The 22,362-nt window shown below is 67.3% G+C and carries 18 protein-coding genes, 2 tRNA genes, 1 pseudogene and 1 CRISPR repeat array (1 of these 22 cut by a window edge); of the genes and pseudogenes, 7 read left to right on the forward strand and 14 right to left on the reverse strand.

Annotated elements, in window-relative coordinates; translation table 11 throughout:
* Position 1: 1 nt before the first annotated feature.
* From mnmC to earP, 4 genes are all read right to left on the reverse strand, one after another.
* Positions 2 to 1,966: a bifunctional tRNA (5-methylaminomethyl-2-thiouridine)(34)-methyltransferase MnmC2/FAD-dependent 5-carboxymethylaminomethyl-2-thiouridine(34) oxidoreductase MnmC1 gene (gene mnmC / locus D3A59_RS18745; RefSeq protein WP_119156855.1), complete on the reverse strand. Its 1,965-nt coding sequence runs from the start codon at positions 1,964 to 1,966 to the stop codon at positions 2 to 4.
* Positions 1,963 to 2,922 carry a heme-dependent oxidative N-demethylase subunit alpha family protein gene (locus D3A59_RS18750; protein WP_119156856.1) on the reverse strand — a complete coding sequence of 320 codons (960 nt, stop codon included), beginning with the start codon at positions 2,920 to 2,922 and terminating at the stop codon, positions 1,963 to 1,965. The genes mnmC and D3A59_RS18750 overlap by 4 nt, the downstream gene beginning before the upstream one ends.
* A 90-nt stretch (positions 2,923 to 3,012) precedes the next feature.
* Positions 3,013 to 3,567 (reverse strand): elongation factor P, encoded by a 555-nt coding sequence (gene efp, locus D3A59_RS18755; protein ID WP_119156857.1) that lies wholly within the window; start codon positions 3,565 to 3,567, stop codon positions 3,013 to 3,015.
* Positions 3,568 to 3,663: 96 nt separating this feature from the next.
* Positions 3,664 to 4,749 (reverse strand): elongation factor P maturation arginine rhamnosyltransferase EarP, encoded by a 1,086-nt coding sequence (gene earP, locus D3A59_RS18760; RefSeq protein WP_205665228.1) that lies wholly within the window; start codon positions 4,747 to 4,749, stop codon positions 3,664 to 3,666.
* Positions 4,750 to 4,849: 100 nt separating this feature from the next.
* Here earP and uvrC point away from each other — a divergent pair, with 100 nt between their 5' ends.
* From uvrC to D3A59_RS18795, 7 genes are all read left to right on the forward strand, one after another.
* The gene (uvrC, locus tag D3A59_RS18765; protein ID WP_119156858.1) at positions 4,850 to 6,784 is read left to right on the forward strand and encodes an excinuclease ABC subunit UvrC; all 1,935 of its coding nucleotides are present in this window, start codon (positions 4,850 to 4,852) and stop codon (positions 6,782 to 6,784) included.
* 94 nt (positions 6,785 to 6,878) lie between these two features.
* Positions 6,879 to 7,445 carry a CDP-diacylglycerol--glycerol-3-phosphate 3-phosphatidyltransferase gene (pgsA, locus tag D3A59_RS18770; RefSeq protein WP_119156859.1) on the forward strand — a complete coding sequence of 189 codons (567 nt, stop codon included), beginning with the start codon at positions 6,879 to 6,881 and terminating at the stop codon, positions 7,443 to 7,445.
* Between the two features lie 53 nt (positions 7,446 to 7,498).
* Complete coding sequence (locus D3A59_RS18775; protein ID WP_119156883.1) at positions 7,499 to 8,365, forward strand: DMT family transporter; 867 nt, start codon at positions 7,499 to 7,501, stop codon at positions 8,363 to 8,365.
* Between the two features lie 193 nt (positions 8,366 to 8,558).
* Positions 8,559 to 8,831, forward strand: coding sequence for an HU family DNA-binding protein (locus D3A59_RS18780; protein ID WP_119156860.1), 273 nt, complete (start codon positions 8,559 to 8,561; stop codon positions 8,829 to 8,831).
* 11 nt (positions 8,832 to 8,842) lie between these two features.
* Positions 8,843 to 8,918 (forward strand) — tRNA-Val (locus D3A59_RS18785).
* Positions 8,919 to 9,126: 208 nt separating this feature from the next.
* Complete coding sequence (locus D3A59_RS18790; RefSeq protein WP_119156861.1) at positions 9,127 to 11,055, forward strand: SurA N-terminal domain-containing protein; 1,929 nt, start codon at positions 9,127 to 9,129, stop codon at positions 11,053 to 11,055.
* A gap of 66 nt (positions 11,056 to 11,121) precedes the next feature.
* A tRNA-His gene (locus D3A59_RS18795) sits at positions 11,122 to 11,197 on the forward strand.
* A 370-nt stretch (positions 11,198 to 11,567) separates the two neighbouring features.
* On the opposite strand, the gene D3A59_RS18800 is transcribed toward D3A59_RS18795, so the two are convergent.
* From D3A59_RS18800 to D3A59_RS26970, 10 genes and pseudogenes are all read right to left on the reverse strand, one after another.
* A complete protein-coding gene (locus D3A59_RS18800) occupies positions 11,568 to 12,353 on the reverse strand; it encodes a hypothetical protein (protein ID WP_119156862.1) in 786 nt (261 codons plus the stop codon).
* A gap of 434 nt (positions 12,354 to 12,787) precedes the next feature.
* The gene (gene tnpB, locus D3A59_RS18805; RefSeq protein WP_336470424.1) at positions 12,788 to 13,120 is read right to left on the reverse strand and encodes an IS66 family insertion sequence element accessory protein TnpB; all 333 of its coding nucleotides are present in this window, start codon (positions 13,118 to 13,120) and stop codon (positions 12,788 to 12,790) included.
* Positions 13,121 to 13,200: 80 nt separating this feature from the next.
* Positions 13,201 to 13,464, reverse strand: a complete 264-nt coding sequence (locus tag D3A59_RS18810; protein ID WP_119156863.1) for a transposase — start codon at positions 13,462 to 13,464, stop codon at positions 13,201 to 13,203.
* A 596-nt stretch (positions 13,465 to 14,060) separates the two neighbouring features.
* Positions 14,061 to 15,251, reverse strand: coding sequence for a tyrosine-type recombinase/integrase (locus D3A59_RS18815; RefSeq protein WP_240636122.1), 1,191 nt, complete (start codon positions 15,249 to 15,251; stop codon positions 14,061 to 14,063).
* Entirely contained in the window at positions 15,242 to 15,550 is a 309-nt protein-coding gene (locus D3A59_RS26790) for a hypothetical protein (protein ID WP_336470425.1), read from the reverse strand. The genes D3A59_RS18815 and D3A59_RS26790 overlap by 10 nt, the downstream gene beginning before the upstream one ends.
* 1 nt (position 15,551) lies before the next feature.
* On the reverse strand, positions 15,552 to 16,787 hold the full coding sequence (locus D3A59_RS25495; RefSeq protein ID WP_157991589.1) for a hypothetical protein: 1,236 nt from the start codon (positions 16,785 to 16,787) through the stop codon (positions 15,552 to 15,554).
* A gap of 1,161 nt (positions 16,788 to 17,948) precedes the next feature.
* Positions 17,949 to 18,449 (reverse strand): winged helix-turn-helix domain-containing protein, encoded by a 501-nt coding sequence (locus D3A59_RS18830; RefSeq protein ID WP_119156867.1) that lies wholly within the window; start codon positions 18,447 to 18,449, stop codon positions 17,949 to 17,951.
* 197 nt (positions 18,450 to 18,646) lie between these two features.
* Positions 18,647 to 20,758, reverse strand: coding sequence for a DUF262 domain-containing protein (locus D3A59_RS18835; protein ID WP_119156868.1), 2,112 nt, complete (start codon positions 20,756 to 20,758; stop codon positions 18,647 to 18,649).
* Complete coding sequence (locus tag D3A59_RS26965) at positions 20,751 to 21,707, reverse strand: DUF7834 domain-containing protein (protein WP_473206071.1); 957 nt, start codon at positions 21,705 to 21,707, stop codon at positions 20,751 to 20,753. Before D3A59_RS26965 ends, D3A59_RS18835 begins: the two co-directional genes overlap by 8 nt.
* Positions 21,688 to 22,239 (reverse strand): annotated as a pseudogene (locus D3A59_RS26970) (DUF262 domain-containing protein); the annotation flags it as partial. The pseudogene D3A59_RS26970 and the gene D3A59_RS26965, both read right to left, overlap by 20 nt.
* 102 nt (positions 22,240 to 22,341) lie before the next feature.
* Positions 22,342 to 22,362: a CRISPR direct-repeat array (repeat unit 35 nt); it runs 547 nt beyond the window's last position.

The raw sequence follows: 22,362 nt of genomic DNA on the forward strand, positions 1-22,362 counted from the left end.
CTCAGCCCGGCGCGGCAGCCCGGCCGGGTCGCTGCGCGTGCCGCACCGCGCGGCTGACGAAGCGCGCCGGGTCGAGCGCGTTGCGCAGGCTCAGCTCGATCGGGCAGGGGCTGGCGGCGACCCACGACGCGAGCACCTCGGCGCCGAGCGCGGCCCAGGTGATGCCGCGCGACGCGAGCGCGGTGTAGACGAAGAGGCCGGGGCGGCGCGGCACGAAGCGCGGCTGCTCCAGCCGCGCCACCGACGCGAGCGCCACCTCGTCGGGCACCGGACCGATCACCGGCAGCCGGTCGTCGGCGACGCTGCGCCAGCCGACCCGCCCGCGCAGCACTTCCGGGGAAGGGGCGACCGTGGCGCCGCTGAGCCGCGCAAGCTGCGCGAGGTTGTGCGCGTGGTCCGCCTCGCGCACCGACGGGTCGCGGTCGCGCGACTGCGAGGTCGCGCCGCACAGCACCTCGCCCTCGTGCGCCGGCAGCAGGTAGCCGGCGCCCGCCAGCGCCCGCAGCGGCGCGCGCAGCCCCGGCGTGTCGGCCGGCAGCCGCGTCGTCTGGCCGCGCACGATACCCACCGGCCAGTGCTTCGGCTGCAGCAGCCGCGCCGCGTCGTGCGCGTTGGCAAGCACGACGCGCGGCGCGCGCGCGAGCAGCCCGCCCTGCGCGTCGAGCAGCTCCCAGCCGTCCGCGCCCTCTCGCAGCGCATCGACTTCCACGCTGCCGCGCCAGCGCACTGCCTCGCCGCCTTCGGCGAGCAGCGCGCGCGCATAGTCGCCGGGCCGCAGCCAGCCGCCGCCCGGATAGAACCAGGCGGACGACGCGAGCGGCAGGCCGGCGAGCGCGCTCGCCTCGCCGGGCCCGAGCGCGCGCACGTAGTCGGGTGGCAGCCCGAGCGCGTCGAGCGTGCGCTGCATCGCGTCGGCGGGCTCCGTGTCGAGCCGCAGCAGGCCGTCGAAGCCGCCGGCGATGGGATGGCGCGCGCGCAGCTCCCGCAGCAGCCGCTCGGCGTGCAGCGCCGCGGCGCGGTGGAAACGCGCATGCGCGCCGTCGTGCGCGTTGACGATGCCGTGGAACAGGCCGCCGGCATTGCCGGAGGTCTCCTGCGCCGGCGCGTCACGGCGGTCGAGCACGGTGCAGCGCAGACCCTGGCGCGACAGCGCATGCGCCGCGGCACAGCCGGCGAGGCCGCCGCCGACGATCACGACCTCGCTGCCCGGCGCCGCGCCTGCCGCCGGCACCCCGGATGGCAGCCAGGGCAGCGGCGGCGTGAAGCGCGGTGCGAAGCGCGCCACCGTCATCTCGCGCTTGTCGGCAAAGCCGGGCTGGGTCTCGACTTCGAAGCCGGCGGCGGCGAGGCCCTCGCGCAGCGCGCTCGCGGCGCTCGGGGTGGCTGCGGTGGCGCCCGGCGCGGCAAGGCGGCCGAGGCTTTTCAGCACCGGGGCGGCCGACGTCTGCGGGTTCTCCGTGGGCGCGAAGCCGTCGAGGTAGAAGGCATCGGCCTGCACCACGAGCTCGGGCAGCAGCGCCGCGACGTCGCCGAAGGCGAGCAGCAGCCGCACGCGCCCATCGTCGAAGCTCAGCTCGTGCAGGTTGGGGGTGAGCGCCGGCCATTGCGCGACGAGCCGCGCGGCGAGCTCGGGCACCGCGCTGCCCTCGTGCGCCCGCGCCAGGTCCTCGCGGCGCAGCGGGTGCTTCTCGATCGAGACGAAGTGCAGCCGCCTGGGCCGCCGGGGGTCGTCGCGCCATGCGCGCCAGGTGGCGAGGAAGTTGTGGCCGAGGCCGAAGCCCGCCTCGAGCACCGTGAAGCGCTCGCGTCCCTGCCAGCGCGAGGGCAGGCCGTTGCCTCCGAGGAAGACGTGCTGCGCCTGCGCCAGCGCGCCGGCCGCGGGGGGGTGGACGTCGCCGGACTCCGGCACGCAGGGCACGCCGTCGGCCTCGAAGTCGAGGCGGGCGGGAACGATGGGGGCGGTCATGGGCGGGATCGGACGTCGAGCCAGGCGAGCAGGCGGTCGCGCACGGGTGCGAGGCCGCGGTAGGCGAGCACGGCGTCGCTCATCGTCGCGAGCGCATCGCGCAGCGCGGCGGCGCGCGCGGGCGACTGCAGCGCGTCGCGCAGCGGGCGCACCTCGACGTGGATCATGAACAGCGCCTGCTGCCGCCCGGGCAGCGGGAGGAAGGTCTGGTGCTCGGTGCGGAAGAAGGCCTGCGCGGCCACGGCCTGCGGGTCCGGATCGTCCGTCCAGTGCGGCCGCCGCTGGCGCCGCGGATGGGCGTCGAGCGCGGCCAGCGTCGTGACGTTCCAGACGAAGCGCTCCCAGCGCTGCGGCCCGCAGACGAGCCGCATCAGGTGCTCGCCGGCGGCCAGCAGCAGCCGGTTGTCGGCCACCGGCGCATGCACCTCGGCGAAGCGGCGGCCGAGCTTCTCCGCCGGGTCCCAGTGCGAGGGCAGGCAGACCGCGAGGCAGGGCAGGGTGGCGCGCGCGCCGTCGACGACCGCGAAGTCCTCGTGCAGCGCGAGGCTCGGCAGCGCGAGGCGGCGCAGCGGCGCGGGCAGTGCGCGCAGCAGCGCGCCGATGCGCGCGTGCTCGCCGGCATCGGGGATCGGGCCGGCGCAAGCGTCGGGGTGGACGCGGTCCTCGCGGTCGAGCCGCCAGCCGAGCGCGCGCAGTTCGCCCTCATCCCCGGCCAGCGCGCCCGGCGCCTGCCGCTCGGCCTCCCGTGCCAGCGCGCCGACGGCCGGCGCCGCGTCGAAGCCCGGTGCGCACAGCAGCGCGTCGCCGGCATGCCGCTCCAGCACCGCGAGCTTGGCCGCGAGCACCGGGCTGCCGAAGTGCAGCGGCACGAGCGCGCGCGCGCCCTCGGCCATCCGGCGCAGGCCGGGCTGCATCCGGAAGGGCGCGGTGACGGCGGCGTCGAAGTCGAAGGCCATGCGGCAATGGTAGGCAGGCGCCGGGACGGGGCGGTCGCGGCAAAGAAAAAGGCACCCGCGGGTGCCTTTGTCCGGTGCGGCTGAAAAGGCTCAGACGCGCTTGCGGTACTCGTGCGTGCGGGTGTCGATCTCGACCTTGTCGCCCTGGGCGACGAAGATCGGCACCGGGATCTCGAAGCCGGTGGAGATCTTGGCGGGCTTGAGCACCTTGCCCGAGGTGTCGCCCTTGACGGCCGGCTCGGTCCAGGTGATCTCGCGCACGACCGAGGTCGGCATTTCCACCGAGATCGCCTTGCCGTCGTAGAACACGACCTCGACCTGCATGCCGTCTTCCAGGTAGTTGATCGCGTCGCCCATGTTCTCGGCCTCGACCTCGAACTGGTTGTACTCGGTGTCCATGAACACGTACATCGGGTCGGCGAAGTAGGAGTAGGTGCACTCCTTCTTGTCGAGGATGATCTGGTCCATCTTGTCGTCGGCCTTGAAGACGACTTCGGTGCCGGAGTTGTTCAGCAGGCTCTTGAGCTTCATGCGCACGGTGGCTGCGTTGCGGCCGCCGCGGCTGTATTCGGTCTTCAGCACGACCATCGGGTCCTTGCCCTGCATGATCACGTTGCCGGCGCGGATTTCCTGAGCGATTTTCATGAGTGAAACGATTCCGTCTTGTGGAGAACGCGCGCTCGCAAGAATGCCCTGAGCCAGTCTCGCCGGGACGAGGTCCCGCGCGCAAAGCCCGCCATTTTACCCCTTGGCGCGCACGAAGCCGAGCAACTGGCTGCACAAGTCCGCACGTTCGGCAAGTTGATCGCGCCAGCGGTGGCAGTGCAGGGTCCAGTCCAGCCGCTGCGGCCAGTGCAGCGGACCGCTCGGCTCGGCCAGTCCGTTCCAGCGGTGCCACAGCGTGCGCACCGCCGAGGCGAGCACGGGCGGGGCGCCGTCGAGGTGCCGCTCGAGGAAGGCGTCGAGCTTCACGGCATGCACGCCGTCGTCCTGCGGATAGATCTGCCAGACGAAGGGCGCGCCTGCCCACTGCGCGCGCACGAAGGAATCCTCGCCGCGCACGAAGTTCAGCTCGCAGGACCACAGCAGCCGGTCGTAGTCGGGCTGCGGCAGCGGCGGCAGGAAATCCACCGTCACCATGCCCCGGCGCGCGCTGTCGCCCGGGCGGGCGGGGACGCCGAGCAGCTCGCCGAGCTGCCGGGCCGGATGGCCGGTCGCGGCGAAGAGCCGCGTCGGCGCGTCCTGCAGCGAGTCGAGCAGTGCGGGCAGCGCCGGGTTGTCGTAGCAGAACAGGCTCACGCGGCGCTCGTCGGGCTCCCAGCGCAGGCCGCGCGACGCGAGCCAGGCCGGCGCGTCGAAGGCCGCGCGCGCCTCGATCAGCCCGGGCTCGCGCAGCAGCCCGCCGGTAGCGGCCGTGAAGCCGGGGTGGAAGAAGTGCTTGACGAGCCCCTTGCCGGGCCCGGAGAGCTGCGGCGAGGGCAGGCCGTGCACGCGCTCGACCCAGTCCTCCGCGCTGAGGTACTCGAGGTTGATCCAGACCGGCGGCCGCGGCGCCGCGGCCATGCGCGCGACGAAGCCGGCCGGCGGGTCGCAGGCGAAGGCCTCGACCACCACGTCGCCCGGCGCGTCTGTGGCGGCTTCGGCCTCGTCCCAGCGTCGCAGCTCGACGCCCGGCGCGCCCTGCGGCGCCATCCACGCCAGCATCGACGGCTCGTCGACCCACAGCCGCACCGACTCGCCGCGGCCGCCCAGGTCGGCCGCCAGCCGCCAGCACACGCCGAGGTCCCCGAAGTTGTCGATCACGCGACAGAAGATGTCCCACTGCATGCGCCGGATTGTCGGGGCAGACGCGTGCCGCGGACGCGAAACGCCTTTTGCCGGTGACGCCAAACCCCTTCGCGCCTCGGCCTCGGCACAATCCCGGTGCATGAGCGAACACGATCCGACCCCGGCCCCGTCGACCGAATCCCCGCCGGCCGCCGATCCCGCACGCGAGCGGCTGCTCGCCGAGGTCGCGGCGCTGCCGGGGCTGCCCGGCGTCTACCGCTACTTCGACGCCGACGACAAGGTGCTCTACGTTGGCAAGGCGAACAACCTGAAGCGGCGCGTCTCGAGCTACTTCCAGAAGAACCACGGCGGCACGCGCATCGGCCACATGGTCGGCAAGATCGCGCGCATGGAGACGACGGTGGTGCGCTCCGAGGCGGAGGCGCTGCTGCTCGAGAACAACCTGATCAAGGCGCTGAACCCGAAGTACAACATCCTCTTCCGCGACGACAAGAGCTACCCCTACCTGCAGATCACCGCGCACGACTACCCGCGCATGGCCTACTACCGCGGCGCGGTGGACCGCCGGCACCGCTACTTCGGGCCGTTTCCCAACGCCTGGGCGGTGAAGGAGTCGATGCAGCTGCTGCAGAAGGTGTTTCGCCTGCGCACCTGCGAGGACACGGTGTTCGCCAACCGCACGCGGCCCTGCCTGCTGCACCAGATCAAGCGCTGCACCGCGCCCTGCGTGCGGCTGATCAGCGAGGAGGACTACGCGCGCGACGTGAGGAGCGCCGAGCGCTTCCTGCTCGGCGAGCAGCAGGAGCTGATCGACGCGCTGCAGGCGCAGATGATGGCGCACGCCGACGCGCTGGAGTTCGAGAAGGCCGCCGAGGTGCGCAACCAGATCGGCGCGCTCAACCGCGTGCTGCACCAGCAGGCGGTGGAGACCACCGGCAGCGACCGCGACGCCGACGTGCTCGCGGTGCGCGTGCAGGGCGGGCGCGCCTGCGTCAACCTCGCGATGGTGCGGGGCGGGCGCCACCTCGGCGACCGGCCCTACTTCCCCACCCATGTCGAGGAGGGCACCGCGGTCGGCGCCGCGGGGCTGGAGGAGCTGCAGTTCCGCGCCGACCCCGAGGTGCAGGTGCTCGAGGCCTTCATCGCGCAGCACTACCTCGACAGCAGCGTGCCGCCGGTGCTGATTCTGAGCCACCCGGTGGACAAGGGGCTGATCGACGCGCTGTCGCAGCATTCGGGCGTGCGCGTGAGCGCGCTGCAGCAGCCGCGCGAGCAGGGCCGGGCCTGGCTCGAGATGGCGGTCAAGGGCGCCGAGATCGCGCTGGCGCGGCTGCTGGCCGAGGAGGGCTCGCAGCAGTCGCGCACCCGCGCGCTGGTCGACGCGCTGGGGCTGGAGCCCGAGGACCGCGACGCCTTCCGCATCGAGTGCTTCGACATCAGCCACACGGCGGGCGAGGCGACGCAGGCCTCCTGCGTCGTGTTCCACCACCACAGGATGCAGCCGAGCGAGTACCGCCGCTACAACATCGAGGGCGTCACGCCGGGCGACGACTACGCCGCGATGCGCCAGGTGCTGACGCGCCGCTACAGCAAGCTCGCCGAGGCCGCGCGCGCCGGCGAGGCGCGGCTGCCGGAGCTGGTGCTGGTCGACGGCGGGCGCGGCCAGGTGTCGATGGCGCGCGAGGTCTTCGAGGAGCTCGGGCTCGACCTGTCGCTGATCGTCGGGGTCGAGAAGGGCGAGGGCCGCAAGGTCGGCCTGGAGGAACTGGTCTTCGCCGACGGGCGCGACAAGGTCTACCTCGGGCGCGACTCGGCGGCGCTGATGCTCGTCGCGCAGATCCGCGACGAGGCGCACCGCTTCGCGATCACCGGCATGCGCGCGCGGCGCGCCAGCGTGCGCACCGGCGGCTCGCGCCTCGAGGAGATCCCGGGGGTCGGGCCGAAGCGGCGCGCGCGGCTGCTGCAGCGCTTCGGCGGCGCGCGCGGCGTGGCCGAGGCGAGCGTCGAGGACCTCGCGTCGGTGGACGGCATCTCGAAGGACCTGGCCGAGCAGATCTACCGCGCGCTGCACTGAATCGGGGCCGGAAGTGCACGCCGGTACACCGGGGGCTGCGCCGGCACACCGCTCGCCATGCCGGCGTCACGGGAACTTGGGCACAATCGCGGCCATGTTCTTCAATCTCCCCACGCTGCTGACCTGGGCGCGGATCGTCGCCATCCCGCTGATCGTGGGGGTGTTCTACCTGCCCTGGGACAGCGCGACGCGCAACGCGATCGCCACCGTCATGTTCATCGTCTTCGCGCTCACCGACTGGGCCGACGGCTGGCTCGCGCGCAGGCTCAACCAGACCTCGTCCTTCGGCGCCTTCCTCGACCCGGTGGCCGACAAGTTCCTCGTCTGCGCCTCGCTGCTGGTGCTGGTCGAGCTCGACCGAACCAACGCGATCGTCGCGCTGATCATCATCGGCCGCGAGATCGCGATCTCGGCGCTGCGCGAGTGGATGGCGCAGATCGGCGCGCGCAAGAGCGTCGCGGTGCACATGCTCGGCAAGCTCAAGACCACGGTGCAGATGGTCGCGATCCCCTTCCTGCTCTACGACGGCATGCTCTTCCGCGTCGTCGACACGCGCCTGTGGGGCACCGCGCTGATCTGGCTCGCCGTGGTGCTGACGATCTGGTCGATGGCCTACTACCTCCGCAAGGCGCTGCCCGAGATCCGCGCCCGCGTGTCTTGAGCGCGGTGGAAGGGCGCGTGGCCCGCGACGACGAAACCGCGCTGGTGCGCGCGATGCCCTGGGTGTTCGTGCTGATCTGGAGCACCGGCTTCATCGTCGCGCGCTATGGCATGCCCTACGCGCCGCCGCTGACCTTCCTGTCCTGGCGCTACGCGCTGTCGATCCTCTGCTTCGGCGTCTGGATCCTGCTCGCGCGCGCCGCGTGGCCGCAGGGGCGCGCGCAGTGGTGGCACCTCGGCGTCACCGGCGTGCTGATGCACGCGGGCTATCTCGGCGGCGTCTGGGCCGCGGTCAAGGCCGGCATCGGTGCGGGCACCGTGGCGCTGATCGTCGGCGTGCAGCCGGTGCTGACCGCGGTGTGGGTGACGGCGGTGGCCTCTCAGGGCAGCGCGCGCGTGACCGGCCGGCAGTGGCTCGGCCTCGCGTGCGGGCTGCTCGGCCTCGCGCTCGTGGTCGGGCGCAAGCTCGGGCTCGGCGAGGTCACGCCACTGAACCTCGCGCTGTCGCTGCTGGCGCTGCTGTCGATCACCGTCGGCACGCTCTATCAGAAGCGGCACGTGCGCCCCTGCGACGTGCGCACCGCCAACACCGTGCAGCTGCTCGCGGCGCTGCTGGTGAGCGCGCCGCTGGCGCTGCTGCTCGAGACGGAACCGATCGTGCCGCATCCGCACTTCTTCGGGGCGCTGGCCTGGTCGGTGGTGGGCCTCACGCTCGGCGGCAGCTCGCTCCTCTACCTGCTGATCCAGCGCGGCGCGGCCACCAAGGTCACGAGCCTGTTCTACCTCGTGCCGCCCTGCACGGCGCTGCTCGCGTGGCTGCTGTTCGGCGAGGCGCTGACCGCGACGACGCTCGTCGGCATGGGGCTCGCCGCCGCGGGCGTCTGGCTGGTGGTGCGCCCGGCGCCCGTGCGCGCAGCGTGACCTGCTTGGCACTGTGCGGCGTTCACGCGACGCGGCCGGGCATGTCGCATGAACGCCGCCGCGGAATGCGCATAGAATCCGCAGCCCGCCCGGTACGGAGCGGGGGCACGGGCCGCCCGTCGGCCGTGTCGAGGAGTGTCCGGCGGCGAGGGTCGCCGGCAGGCGCCGCCAGGCCTTGATGGGGAATCTCTCTGTGAACAAGTCGGAACTGATCGAGCACATCGCCAAGCAGGCGGACATCTCCAAGGCGGCGGCAGGGCGTGCCCTGGAAGCGATGATCGGCGGCGTCACGCACACGCTGCGCAAGGGCGGCTCGGTTTCTCTGGTAGGCTTCGGTACTTTCGCGGTGAGCGAGCGTGCGGGTCGCACCGGGCGCAACCCGCGCACCGGCGCGGAGATCGCCATCGAACCCGCAAAGGTGCCAAAATTCCGTCCCGGCAAGGCGCTGAAGGACGACATCAACTGAATCGATTTCCCGGGTGCTTAGCTCAGCTGGTAGAGCGGCGCCCTTACAAGGCGTAGGTCGGGGGTTCGAACCCCTCAGCACCCACCACCGGGAAGCCGTGCAGGCAGCCGGGATCCCCGGAGCGTCCGGCTAGAATGCGGGACGACGGATCCGGTCCCCGTTCCCGGCCAGGCGGCAACGCCCGGCGACCGGGAAGACGAACTGGAAAAGGCGAACCGTGGGTTCGCCTTTTTTCCATCCCCGCCTGCCGCGAGGGCACCTGCCTGCGGTCCAACGAGTTTCGAGGCTACTTCCGATGTTTGATTTCGTCCGCAACAACACGCGCGTCCTGTTCTTCGTGCTGCTGCTGCTGATCATCCCGTCCTTCGTGTTCCTCGGCGTGCAGGGCTACGGCAACCTCGACGAGAGCGGCACGGTGGTCGCGAACGTCGGCGGAATGAAGATCACGCAGGCGGAATGGGACAACGCGCACCGCACCCAGATTGAGCGCATGCGCGCCCAGCTGCCCAACGTCGACGTCAAGATGCTCGACACGCCCGAGATGCGCCAGCAGACGCTCGAGGCGCTGGTGCGCGACCGGGTGATGGCGATCGCCGCCGAGAAGCTGAACTTCATCGTCACCGACGAGCGGCTGATGCGGCAGCTGATGGAGATCCCGCAGATCGCGGCGCTGCGCCGCCCCGACGGCACGCTCGACATCGCCGCCTACAACGCGCTGCTCGCGCAGCAGGGCCTCACGCCGCAGGGCTTCGAGGCCAACATGCGGCGCGAGCTGATGCTGCGCCAGGTGATGCAGGGCGTGAGCGGCAGCGCGCACGCGAGCAAGGCGGTGGGCGACATCGCGCTCGACGCCTTCCTGCAGTCGCGCGAGGTCCAGGTCGCGCGCTTCGACCCGCGCGACTTCCGCGCCCAGGTCAACCCGACCGAGGCCGAGCTCGAGCAGTTCTACGCCGACCCGGCGAACGCCGCACTGTTCCAGGCGCCTGAGCAGGCCGACATCGAATACGCCGTGCTCGACCTCGACGCGGTGCGCAAGACGATCAAGGTCAGCGACGAGGAACTGCGCCGCTACTACCAGGAGAACGCCGCACGCTTCTCGACGCCGGCCGAGCGCCGCGCCAGCCACATCCTGATCGCCGCCGAGCGCTCGGCCCCTGCGGCCGAGCGCGACAAGGCGCGCGCCAAGGCCGAGGAGCTGCTCGCCGAGATCCGCCGCAACCCGGGTTCGTTCGAGGAGCTCGCGCGCAAGCATTCGCAGGACCCGGGCTCCGCGGCCAACGGCGGCGATCTCGACTTCTTCGGCCGCGGCGCGATGGTCCAGCCCTTCGAGGAGGCGGCCTTCGGCCTCAAGCCGGGCGAGACCAGCGGCATCGTCGAGACCGACTTCGGCTTCCACATCATCCGAGTCACCGGCGCGCGCGGCGGCGAGAGCAAGCCCTTCGAGGCGGTTCGCGACGAGATCGCCGCGGAGGTCACCCGCCAGCTGGCGCAGCAGCGCTACACCGAGGCGGCCGAGCAGTTTTCCAACATGGTCTACGAGCAGTCCGACACGCTGAAGCCGGCCGCAGACAAGCTCGGCCTCGCGCTGCAGACCGCCAGCGGCGTGACCCGCACGCCGGCGCCGGGCGCGAACGGCCCGCTCGGCAACGCCCGCTTCCTCGAGGAGCTGTTCTCCGACGAGACGCTGCGCAACCGCCGCAACACCGAGGCGATCGAGATCGGGCCGAACCAGCTCGCCGCCGCCCGCGTGCTCAAGCACCAGCCGGCGCGCAAGATCGCGATGGCGGAGGTCAAGGACCGCGTGCGCGAGCTGCTCGTCGCCCGCCAGGCGGCCGCCCTCGCGCGCAAGGAAGGCGAGGCGCGCCTCGCGGCATGGAAGGCCGAGCCGGCCGCGGCTGCAGCGCTCGGCGCGCCGCAGGCCGTCTCGCGCATGCAGTCGCAGGGCCTGCCGCGCCCGCTGATCGAGGCGGCGCTGCGCGCACCGGCCGAGCCGCTGCCTGCATGGATTGGCGTCGATCTCGGCAACGAGGGCTACGCTGTGGTGCGCGTCAACCGCATCGCCGGCCGCGACACGCCCGAGGGCGCGAAGGACGGCATGCAGGCGCAGTACGTGCAGGCCTGGGCCGCGGCCGAGGCCGAGGCCTACTACGAGGCGCTGAAGAAGCGCTTCGACACCGAGGTCAAGGTCAAGTCGGCGCCGTCCGGGGCCGATGCGGCGCGGTAAGAAAAAAATGCACGAGGGGCTTCCCAAGGTGCCAAAAACCGGTCTATAATTTCTTTCTCTTCTGCGGTGGCTGTAGCTCAGTTGGTAGAGTCCAGGATTGTGATTCCTGTTGTCGTGGGTTCGAGTCCCATCAGCCACCCCAAAAAATGCTAATGAAATCAAGGCCCTGCGGGGCCTTGATTTCATTCAGGGGCAATCTGGGGGCAAATCTGCTAGGTGCTTCCGGAGTTTTCGCCTCCGGCGTTCCGTCTGTAGGTCCGCTCAGCATGCGAGTCTCGCGCACGCCCAGTGCTAGTGAGCAGTTGATGGCTGAAGTGCCATCTCCCGATGGCGTCGCCTTGCGACCTCAAGCGCATCACCAACTACGCCAGGAGCTTGGCCCTTAGTCCACCCCTTACGAGCATGGCGAGTGGGTGAAGGAGTACCACCGGGCGGGGGAGTGCGGTGGGCAGGCGAGCGATCTGCGAGCGACACGGTTGCTCGCGAGCAACGCGAAGGGATGTTCCAACGAACTAGAACACCCGCTCGATCCTAAGCTTCTCGTTCCAGCAGCTCGGATGTGCGCTGCACTTGACGACCCGGTCGCGCCAGCCTTTTCGCTTAGCTAGGGCGCGCACATCCCTCATGACGGTGCTCTGCATTGGCGTGCTGCAGGCCAGCATGACGGCGGCCGGTTCGTATTGCTCGAGCCGCTGGAGGAACTGGACTCCCTCGCCTCGGTCCCTGTACATGGCGGTCCAGGCCTTGATGAGCAGCCGCCTCGCTGCCTGATTGCTGCGGCTGGACTCCCCGTGGATCCATATCATCGACGCTTGAAACTGGATGGGGTTGCAGATCACCAGCTCGTACTCTCCGGGACGCAGACCCAGGGCGTCGTGGGCCGTAAGGAGTTCTTCGAACCACTCCTCAATCCTGTCTCCGGTGTCGCCTTGCGCCGGCGCGATCGGATTGAAGTGGTTGTCGTACTCCGTTCTCGCAGGCGACTCAATCACCAGCACGATCTTTGGCAGGCCCAGCGATCCGACGGGGCAGTCGCAGAATGTGCCGATGTCTCCCGTCAGCGACTGGATTGTGACAAGCCCGCTGGAGTACACGCGAACTTTGTAGCGCGTCACATCCTCCACTCTGCGCTGCTTATCGTAGATGCCGTGTACAAGAAGATCTGCTCCCGATGGCACCGCGAAGGTGCCATAGGTGCTCAGTTGGTTTCCAGCGAGCTTGGTATATGTCGGCACCATCTTCTTGAGCAACGCCAGCATCGTTGAGGACTGTGGCACGTTAAGGAGACGAAGTGGCATGGAAAGGCTTCCTGAAGGTTGAAGCAGTCTCAACGCCGCCGAGGCGCGACCGCCAAGCCGAATTCTCAGGAAACAGGGAGGCGACGGTGTAACGCTGACTTACATGTGGGTCTGACCAGACTCCCGGGGATCCAAGACGTTTCTAGGCTTGCGCCAAGTCAATCTGGCGCACCGCAGATATTCCAGGAGGCGAGCGTTACTTCGGGTAACGAACTGCTGGCGCTCAAGAAATGAGAAAGCCTGCCAAGAGGGAGTCCCTCGCGAGGGGCCGTGCGTACGCCTCCAGAAGGGAGGTGGGCCAACAAACCTCGGAGCACACTTGGCAATCATACCGGGCGTCGAGCAGCCTCCCAGGGTCCGGCACGCTTTCAATCGACGAAAACCGGAGGCAGCCTTGCCGCCATCGGCACATCCGGCAATTGATTCCCGCGGCGCTACAGCACCATGATGACGCCGGCCTCGCCAATGCGCTGCCAGGGCAGCCCCAGCATCAGGGCGTCGAGCTGGGAGCGGCTGAGCGTCATAGTCGCGCTGCCCTCGCGGGGCCACATGAAGCGCCCAGTGTTGAGCGGGCGCGTGACCACCCACACGCCGATGCCGTCGTGCACCAGCACCTTCATGCGGTTGGCCCGCCAGTTGGCGAACAGGTAGGCGTGGAGCGAGCGCGCTGCGCCGAAGACGTTGACGACCCTCGCCAGCACGGCCTCGGTGCCTGCGCGCATGTCCAGCGGCTCCGCGGCCAACCACACAACATCGACCCGGATCACCCCAGGATATCGTGCAGCTAGGCAGTAGACTCGGCCGCGGCCTCCAACGGCTAGGTGACCGTGACGGTGATTCCACCCCGCTACAGATGGATGCGCAGCTCCCCAGCCACTACCGCCGGATTCAGGGCAGGCAACGCGAGCTGCACGAATCCACTCAGGCGTACCGGCTCGGATGTGGGCGTCTCGCGGGCCAATTGCCGCCAGCGATGCACGACATTCGCATTGATGCCGTGCGCCATCGCCACCTTGGCTACCGATGCGCCCGGCGCGTCGCACTCGGCCAGCACCCTAGCCTTCCCCGCCGCGCTGTAGCGCCGCCACGTAAAGGGTTTGTCACCTTCCATCGTGTCCACCTGTTTTTTACCTGGACACAATCCTTCCCAACGTAAGCCTCAACATCCACATGGGATCGCCGCGCGCAGCTCAACACTCATCTAGAACTGCTGCGGCTGGCCGCCTCCATCATCTGCCTACGCTTCGTGGAGCAGTTTTGTTGGCTGCAGTAAAGCAACGCAGGCCGTATATATGGATGCGACCTACGAAACTATATTGGCATCACGAATGGGTCTGCCGGTTGCCGATCGTTCACGGGATGTACCAGTCATCTTGGTCTGCCAAGAGTCCAGTTTGGATAGCAAGGCTATGCAAATCGGAATCCGATCCCGCGGTCAGAACCTTGCCGTCCGTTGCCATGACTCGGCAGTGGCGAATGAGCGCGGCGGGGTTGGGGTCACGCCAGACTAGGCAGGGCATCGGGTCTCCTTCGATACCATATGGCGCAAGTTGAACCCGCTGGCCTTTGATGTAATGAGCATAAATGCAGAACATCTGATAGCTCCCTTTGTGTGGTTAAGTTCTGGTTGAGTAGATTTGCTAGGAAAACCGTCGTGCATGACCGCCGTTGAGTGCCGAGATAACTGGCCGATTTAAATGGCCGCCATTAGCGGCCGTTAGCAGCCTTTAGAAACTCCTCAAGACGCTGGTTCTGCACCTGATCAAGTTCGCCATCGATCCACTTTGCATAGTGCTTGAGGAACATTTGGACAGAATGTCCCATGCGTTTAGCAGCCGCTGCGGGTGTTACGCCGGCCATGAGCATCATGGTGGCAAAGGTGTGGCGCAGTTGGTAGGGGCTGCGGTAGCGGATCCCGAGCGCTTTTAGGGCAGGAGTCCAGTAGCTGCGGCGAAAGGCCCGCTCCTCATCCCAGGGTGCTCCGTAGCGGGGGTCCAGGAACACGTGGCGCCCCGCGACGTAGGTGTGGGGCTTCTGGCGACTCAGCGCCGCAATGGCCACCGAATTGAGAGGCACGTGCCGGTGACGCTTCGTCTTTGTCTGCTCTTTTTCCTCCCCACGGACGTTCGCCCGGTGGATCAGGATAGTTCCGAGGTCCCAGTTCACCGCTTGCCAAAGGGCCCCGTAAATCTCACTGGTGCGGAGACCCGCATGTGCCCAGAAGTCAGTTAGATTAGCCACCGGCTCAGGGTAGTGCTTATGCATGTAGTCGATGATGCGACTGACTTCTTGCACATCGAAGGGATCGGGTTCCGGTTCCTGGTAGTCAGACCGAAGCTCTTCGTTTGCCGCGATGTTCACATCGATCAGGCCATCGAGTACGGCGACGTGCATTGCCTTACAGAGCACCGAAAGGTAGTTGTTTGCAGTCTTCCCTTTGCCGGGGAACTTCGTAATGGCGTACTGAAGATGGCTGTACAGCAGCTCGTCGATTGGGGTCTCGGCGACTTTGACGTTCCCACCTGCTTCCCGAGCTGACCGCTTCCAGAACCGAGTGGCGCTTTCATATCCAGCGCGAGTTGATTTCTCGATCTTTGCAATGGACAGGTAGTGATCTAGTTGTTGTCCTACAGTTCGCTTGGTCGCCTTCAAGTGGGCGGCTGCTGCAAGTACATCAGCGTCGTGCGGGAAACGTTTGGCCATTTCGAACACGCCTAGACGAATCTCTGTCTTGATGTCCGCCACCAAGCGCGCTGCGGCACGGATGTTTGGCGGAGTGGGTTGCATGACGATTCCGTCAACCTCAAAGGTCTTTTTGTACCGAATTTTCCCCACGGTGAAGCTGATGCGAATGGAGTTTTCTCGAATCTCCACACCCGGAACACATTTCATTGCCATGGTTTCACCCACTTCGTGTAGCCCATGATGTCGATATAGATGCGACCGTCAGGGCCGCGCTCCCATTGGTGATGCTCGAGCCACACTCCATTCTCGATTTTTCGGCGAATAGCCTTTGGCGTCAGGCCAGTCATCGCTGCAGCTTTGTCGACCGTTACGAAGCGCGCGAATGCGATGTGCTCCATCACGATGCCTTTGCACTCTTCGACAGCAGCGGGGAAGCAGCTGCCTTTTGGCGACTCGATGCTTTGGGGGACGTGCGAGCGCGCTGCGCTGTTCACATCTCGTGGGAATGACATTTCAGTAAGCCTCCGTGTCATCCGCAATCATGTAGGCGACAGTGTCGAGGTAGATACGAGATCGTCGGTTGTCGAAGCCGAGAGCGGCCAAGTTGTCGTCCGTCGCAGCCCACCAGCGCACTCGAAACTGATCCAGCAGGACCCACTGCCGCATCAACTCATTCGGCACGACGTAGCGGTAAATATCGGTGTTGGCGAACACACTTTCAGATCCGAAAGTGTATTGATCCGATTTGCGCAGGACCCCCCAGTCGTGCATTAGCTTGTCGATACTTTTTCGCGCAGAAAACTCGTATGTCTCTTCGTCGCTGACCTCCGCCTTCTCCGCCTCTCGGGGCAACCAGCCTCCACGGATCTCGATCGTTGCGATCGGCTTTGCAGAGCGATCTTTGCGGGGATCGTTGGTCCAGAGAACGCCGACTCGATAAAGTAGTTGAGCCTTTACGAGTTGATTGATGGCGTGTGCCAAGCGTTCGTGCAGACTGGCAGAGCACGCCGCCTCGACAGCCGTTCCGGCTAAGACTTCTTGCGCGAAATAGGTGTTTGGATCTAGCCTCTCAGGAGCTACTGCGAAGCGAACGTGCGCGGTTCGACCTTTCCCGATTGGCATGAAGCTAGTCTCGTGGACAGGGTTTTCGCCCTTCGCACAGTTGCGGTAGGGGCCAGAGACTGCACACGGGTCCACTCCGCCGTAGGCCTTGAAGTTTTGACGGCTTAGGAGATGGAAGTATGTCTGCAACGCGTCACTTTGTGCCTGCTCCAGACTAATCCGGTGACGGAGCGGACTGCAGGCGTCGAGCATCCCCGCGAGATTGGCAGGCCCTGGGTGCAACTCGTGGTTCCGACGCGTTCCTTCTACCGTTACCGTTATCCCGATAAAGCCGTGGGAGACCGGTACTAGGTCGGTGATCCGGTCCGGGCTCACTTGGTAAGTCATTGCACCTGTCTTTCGCTTCTCGTCCTTGGGTGTGAGGTCCACCAACAGCTTCTGCTCCACGAGGGCAGCGATGGCAGCTGCGATCTCACTTTTCAGGAAGAGGCGCTTGGCCAGTCGGCGTTGCACTGCTCGCTCGGCATGCGTGCATCCGCGGACGGTACCCTGTTTGGTATTGTCGACGCCGGAGCAGAGGGCGATGTAGACAGCGGGAAAGACGGGTTGTGAGTGCTTCTGGCTCGCAGCCTTGAGGCCGCTAAGACTCACTTCGAAAAAACCTTGGCGTTTGGCTTTAGTGCTCATCTCTTGATCAGAGGATGGTTTTGCAAGGACGTTCTATGCCTCGCTGACCCATGGTTGCATCCTGTTCAAGGTCGTTTGGGTGTTTGTGTCGAACCCGTTGAACGGGTTGAACATCCTTGACGCCCTTGAACCTTCTTGAATCCTTGAAGTGCTCGCTCGCAGTGCTACTTCAGGTTGTCGCTCCTGACCACGAAAGTGGTGGAAGCCGAGAGCAGTTGGGGAGTGAGTCGGAATCCGGCGAGAGCGGTGGCCAGGAACGGATCGGCGGTGGCCTCATCTGTTTAGCCCACCAGAGGCAGTTGTGCGCGATGCAGTACAGTTTCGGAGTCGCAGAAGTAAGCACTGTTGCCGCTTCTGCGATTTCCACGGCTGGCAGATTTTGGAGAACGCCGAGTACGCTCAGCGCGCTGAGATCGATGGCCAGTTTATGGAGACCTAGTTCGATTCCCTGGGCATCGCGCTCTGGGCGCTTACCGAGTTCGATCCAGCGCTCTAGCGGGATCAGCGTCGTTGCCAGAGTCGGATCTTTTAACGCCCTGCGAATGTGGGCGATTCCATCGTTGAAGTTCTCAAGCGTAGGCACGCAGGCTCCTTTTGAGCTGCGTTCGTGCCGAGAGAGACGGTGAAATGCCAAAGGGCCACGCGCGACTCAAGGCGACGAACACAGCGTTCGTCGAACCCCAAAGTCACGGTGGCCCCCGTGGTTGCTCCGCGTGGCCCCCAGGCAGCAGTTGGGAATGCGCTGCCTGAGTCGATGTGGCCCGGTCCCAGGGAGACAGGCCGTCCTTGATATTATTTTGTGGGAGCTTGAGATGGAGTCTATGCGTGTGGGGAACCCATCGCCAAGCGGATAGTTGCTCCGAAGCAACAGCCTCTGACCGCTGGTGTTGGACGAGTGCGTTGCATACAACGTCCCGAGCCCAGCAGCAGCCCAATGGTGCAGCTCCTAGTGAGCGAGCACCGGCTGCCGATTACGCGAGCCTGCACGGCGGCGGGCTTGTCGCGGGCGGCGTACTACAGGACGCCGGCCTTGCCCCAGGACAGGGATGCCGAGGTGATCGATGCACTCAGCGAGGTGGTCAATGAGCTCCTTGGGGATCGGCGGCAACTCCGCCTTCGTCTTCCTGCTCGGCATGGGATCTCCAGTGGTCATGCTATGCCTCACACACAAAAATCCTGATAGGCTCGGTGACGGAGTTCGGGCGTGTGGCCCGTTGGCGCGAAACCCCGCACCAAGGCCGTGTCCTGGCGCACCGCAGTCTCGTCTCCCCAGTAGATCTCGCCACGTTCGACCTTGGCTCGCCGCTCGATCGCCGGGTATTCCTCGTCGAGCCAGCGCTGCATGTCAGCGGGACGCTGCTCGATGGCGGCCTTGACCGGCCGCTGAGGGGTAAGGCCCCAGGAGTGCAGGTAATCCATAACGGTGCGCAGCGGCATGTCCACACCGAAGCGCGACTTCACGGCGGCTTGTACGGCGCACCGACTCCACAGCGTAAACTGCAGCGACACCGCCGAGGGCCGCCCGTCGCGCACGATCTCGCGCAACCTTGCCTCCTCAACCGACTCAAGCGTGCGCCCGGAGCCCAGCACCCGACCGCAGCGGGCCGAGTCCGTGTGCTCCAGCGTGGGCGAGCCCAGGTTGAAGCGGCGCACCCAGTTCATGATGGTGGAGCGCGACAGTCGTCGCGGTCGCTATTCAAACGTCAGACAGGTGGGGCAGCGGGCGTGACACCCGATCGCTGGGGGGACACTGCTGCACTTTGCCCAGAGGGGCCAGTGATCCTCATTCCAGCGAAAACTCCGACCGGGACGCAGTGCGATCGGGGCGGACGGCCCGTGCCCCGACCGACTCCCCCATTTCAGCCGTTGGCACCGGCCGCTACGGCTGCCCTCTGCTGCCAGTCGGTGTCCAGGTGGCGCTGGAGTAGAGCGATCACCGCCTCCTGGTGCGCGAGCAGTTTCTGGTCGTCCCAGCGTTCATGGGCATAGATCAGGGCGCCCTTGAGCGAATCGAGCCTCAGTCGACTCATGTCTCGGAACCGCGCCCGCTTCTCCTCGTAGGACTTGTTGCCGAACTCGGAATTGACGCTGCGCGACACCAGCATCAGGTTGCCGAACGCATCAAGCCATTCCTCGCCGACCGTGCGCTCGCGCCCCGGGGGCGGGTTCTGCGGGAAGACATGCTCGACCGAGTTGCGTGCGGTGATGCGGAACTGCGCGAGCGTTTCCGACGTGATGTGGCTGGAAGCGGGCAGCGCGTTGGCCGCCGTCGCATCCGAGTACGCGCTCCAGAGCACGTACTCGAGCTTGTAGAACCAGTAATGGGGGAAGGCCACGCCGAGCCTCTGCTCTGCAAGGACGTCGCATCGGAGGGCCGCCCGCGACAGCCAAGGCTCGGCGATGAAGTCGCGCGAGCGCTGCACCAGCGGGCGCTCGTCCCCAGCGCACAGCAGGTGGTTGTCCAGGTGCCGCAGGAAGGCAGTGCGGCGCGCCGGGGACGCGCACGGCTCGCCATGCAGGAAGGCCAGCAGCGGCGTGACCCAATACTGCGTCGTGATCTGCTGCGAGTGGTAGAGCATACTCTGCAGCAGCGAGAAGGCCTTGAGGGCCTCGGGCTCGTCCCGGTCGCGCAGCAGGCTCGTGCTGTTATTGGATGTGACGAGCCGCAGCTTGCGGATGCGGTGGACTTCCTCCTCGCCGTCGTTCACCCACTTGACGATGTGCTTGTCGAACAGGTAGCGCAGCTCCCACAGCAGCGCGATGAAGCTCCTGGCTTCCTCCGCGCCCGCCGAGGCCCCGAAGAAGCGCTGCTCGAAGATGGCCAGCAGGTCCTTGTCGGCGATGCGGTCAAGGTCCTCGCGGTCCTTGCGGAACAGCCAGACGCGCAGCACATGCTGCAGCAGCACGGGGAAGCCGAAGATGCTGCGCACTGCGCCGGGCTCGTCCTCGTTCCCGGCGGGGCTGTCCTGCGGTGTGGAGGGCGCAGGGTGCCGTGCCTCCGCAGGGGGGCTTCGGAGGATGGCCTCGAGCGAGAGCGTCTCGGCCTGCCCCGGCTGCGGGGCCTCGACGCGCCGCAGGAACTCGAGGACGCGGCTTGCGCTCGCCAGCGCCTCCGCGCCGTCCTCGCTGGCCGCGTTGTCGAAAAGCGAGGTGACGCGCAGACGGTCCGACCCGGCGCCCGCTGCGACCAGCTGCGCGAGGTTCTTCTCCACGTAGCCGTTCATGCCGGCGCAGGCCTCCCAGAGCCGGGCGTAGGACGCGCGCTCGGCCTCGTCGAGCAGCGCCAGCATCCGCGCCTTCAGGATATCGTGGTGCTGCAATTGCACGCCACGGTTGTTGATGACCTCGAACAGCTTGTTCAGGTCGGTGTGCGCCGGCACCCGTGTCTGCACCAGCCGGACGCGATCGAGCAGGAAGCGGCCGAACTGCTCCAGCCCGACCCGACGATCCCGGCTGTCGAGGAAGCTGCGGATCTCGTTCTCCGCGTCGAGGATCGATTGCAGCCCGCGCGCGTCCTCGGCCGAGTCGGCCACCGGTGCGCCCGTCGCCTGCACGCAGCCGTCGAGATAGCGGTTGACCGAATCGCGGATTGCGAACTCCAGCCGCGGCAGCAGCCGGTCGCCGCGGCTCACCTGGAGGAAGCGCCCGAGTTCCTCGTGACCCGCTCCCCACACCCGGGCGATCAGCCAGAGCGTCGTGAAGCGCTGCTGCCCGTCGATTAGCTCGAGCACGCAGTCCCGGCCACCGCGGTCGCCCTCGCGGTCCATGACCAGCGTGCCGCCGAGGTAGTAGATCGGCTCCCCTCGCTCGCAGGCCGCGAGCAGGTCGGTCATCAGCGTGCGGACCTGGTCGCGGCCCCAGACGTAGAGGCGCTGGTAGATCGGCACCCGGAAGCGCCAGCCCCGCTCGACGATCGTGCTCAGCGTCAGCAGCTCGGACTGGGGAGCCGGGGGCAGGGGGTGTTCAGACATTCGAGGCCTCGATGCGTTCGTTCATCCACTGGTGCTTGTGCTGCAGGCCGGCCGTGTCCGGCTGCCCGTAGTAGCGCAACACGGCGGCCTTGTAGCGGCCCCGCACGTCGCGGCCGACGCCGACCTCCCGGTCGCGCCTCGCGTACCGCTCCTCGACCCCGGTGACGGCGGCGAGGTGTTCCATCACCTCGTCGGGCGTGAAGGCGGCGGCGATCACGTCGAGCAGGTTGGGCCGGCCGTCCCGGAAGAAGTTGCGCGCGGTCTCACGCATCACGTAGCGCTGCTCGATGCGGATGCTGCCGAGCACATGCTCCAGGCGCAGGCCGAACTCCGGCAGCCGCTCGCAGCCGAAGCGGTCCGCGTACATCAGCGAGGCCAGCAGGAAGGCCTCGCGCAGGTAGACCGAGATCTCGGGAAAGACCGCCCGGTACAGCTCGCGCCAGCCGCCGGTCTGCGGCGCGTCCGCATCGAGCAGCTCGCGGATCAGCGCGGCGTACTTGTCGGCGTACAGGAAGAAGCCGAGGCCGCGCGAGATCGGCTGGCGCAGCGCGAAGGGCAGCTCGGCCGCGCGTCCGTCGAGGGCCAGCGGCAGCGTCTGCAGCGTGCATCCGCCGCCGGCGCCGAAGACCAGCGCGCTGCCCAGCCGGTTGCCGCGCGAGATGCAGCGGCACCCTGGCGGCGCCCTCCGGCGGCTTGCGCGCGCGGGCCTGGAACTCGTGCAGCAGCGCGTCGTGCGACTCGCCCCCGACGTCGCGCCCCACCCAGCGGCGCCCGCGCCACAGGAAGAGGTTGAAGAGCGCCGGCGCGTAGTCCCCCGGCAGGTCGAGCACCGGCTTGTCCTGCTGCTGGAAGCGCTCCCAGCGCCGCGCGCCGTCGAGTTCGAGCGCGTCGCCGCCGCCGTCGGCCCGGATCGCCCGCAGGTGATGTGCCTTGAGCAGGTCGGTCGCATGCAGCCGCACGCCCCGGTGGTTCTGCGTGTCGAAGAACGCGAAGGCGAGATCCTGCGTCGGGACCTCGATGACCGTGAAGCACAGGTGGCGGAAGATGTCAGGCTGCAGCGCACCGGCTTCCTTGCGGAAGCATTCCAGCGCCCGGTGGATGTTGTGCCGCGACTCCACCGAGCGGTAGCTCAACTCGGTGCCGGGAGGCAGTTCGCCGCGGAGATGCCAGTGGAGGATGCACAGCGCGGTCAGGCGCTGCTGGCCGTCGATGATGTAGCGGTGGCCTTCCTTGCGGTGCAGCAGCACCGTGCCCAGGTAGTAGCGCGTGTTCCTCGCCGAGGCAACGTAGTCCCTCAGGTCGCCAATCAGCTGCCGGACCTTGTCCTCGCCCCACACGAATCCCCGCTGGTACTGGTCGATCGCGAGGGGCGCTGGCTCCTCGGCCGTGAGCAGCTCATCGAAGGTTCTGACTTGGGGATTTTTCATTTCCAGGAAGGGAAGTTCCTGAGGCGATTCGGGGCGAGGCGGAATGTCGTCCATGGGGTCAGGAGTACGGTGCGGAGAGGGAACTGCGCGGTTTCCCTCTCCTTTGTGAATCGGGCAGCGAAAGACCAAGGCAGGAGCCGCAACGTACCCGCAGAAATCTCAATCCCCTTCGGAAAT

Origin of the sequence: Caldimonas tepidiphila (assembly GCF_003569765.1) — a bacterium.
GTDB classification, from domain to species: Bacteria; Pseudomonadota; Gammaproteobacteria; order Burkholderiales; family Burkholderiaceae_C; genus Caldimonas; species Caldimonas tepidiphila.

Coding starts and splice junctions, on each gene's coding strand:
- D3A59_RS18815 (WP_240636122.1), bottom strand. CDS start 15,251: ATGGCAATGAAATGTGTTCCGGGTGTGGAGATTCGAGAAAACTCCATT.
- earP (WP_205665228.1), bottom strand. CDS start 4,749: ATGCAGTGGGACATCTTCTGTCGCGTGATCGACAACTTCGGGGACCTC.
- efp (WP_119156857.1), bottom strand. CDS start 3,567: ATGAAAATCGCTCAGGAAATCCGCGCCGGCAACGTGATCATGCAGGGC.
- D3A59_RS25495 (WP_157991589.1), bottom strand. CDS start 16,787: ATGAGCACTAAAGCCAAACGCCAAGGTTTTTTCGAAGTGAGTCTTAGC.
- uvrC (WP_119156858.1), top strand. CDS start 4,850: ATGAGCGAACACGATCCGACCCCGGCCCCGTCGACCGAATCCCCGCCG.
- D3A59_RS18810 (WP_119156863.1), bottom strand. CDS start 13,464: ATGGAAGGTGACAAACCCTTTACGTGGCGGCGCTACAGCGCGGCGGGG.
- mnmC (WP_119156855.1), bottom strand. CDS start 1,966: ATGACCGCCCCCATCGTTCCCGCCCGCCTCGACTTCGAGGCCGACGGC.
- D3A59_RS18790 (WP_119156861.1), top strand. CDS start 9,127: ATGTTTGATTTCGTCCGCAACAACACGCGCGTCCTGTTCTTCGTGCTG.
- D3A59_RS18750 (WP_119156856.1), bottom strand. CDS start 2,922: ATGGCCTTCGACTTCGACGCCGCCGTCACCGCGCCCTTCCGGATGCAG.
- D3A59_RS18830 (WP_119156867.1), bottom strand. CDS start 18,449: ATGAACTGGGTGCGCCGCTTCAACCTGGGCTCGCCCACGCTGGAGCAC.
- D3A59_RS26790 (WP_336470425.1), bottom strand. CDS start 15,550: ATGTCATTCCCACGAGATGTGAACAGCGCAGCGCGCTCGCACGTCCCC.
- D3A59_RS18800 (WP_119156862.1), bottom strand. CDS start 12,353: ATGCCACTTCGTCTCCTTAACGTGCCACAGTCCTCAACGATGCTGGCG.
- D3A59_RS26965 (WP_473206071.1), bottom strand. CDS start 21,707: ATGCGACCGACCTGCTCAAGGCACATCACCTGCGGGCGATCCGGGCCG.
- D3A59_RS18835 (WP_119156868.1), bottom strand. CDS start 20,758: ATGTCTGAACACCCCCTGCCCCCGGCTCCCCAGTCCGAGCTGCTGACG.
- D3A59_RS18775 (WP_119156883.1), top strand. CDS start 7,499: ATGCCCTGGGTGTTCGTGCTGATCTGGAGCACCGGCTTCATCGTCGCG.
- pgsA (WP_119156859.1), top strand. CDS start 6,879: ATGTTCTTCAATCTCCCCACGCTGCTGACCTGGGCGCGGATCGTCGCC.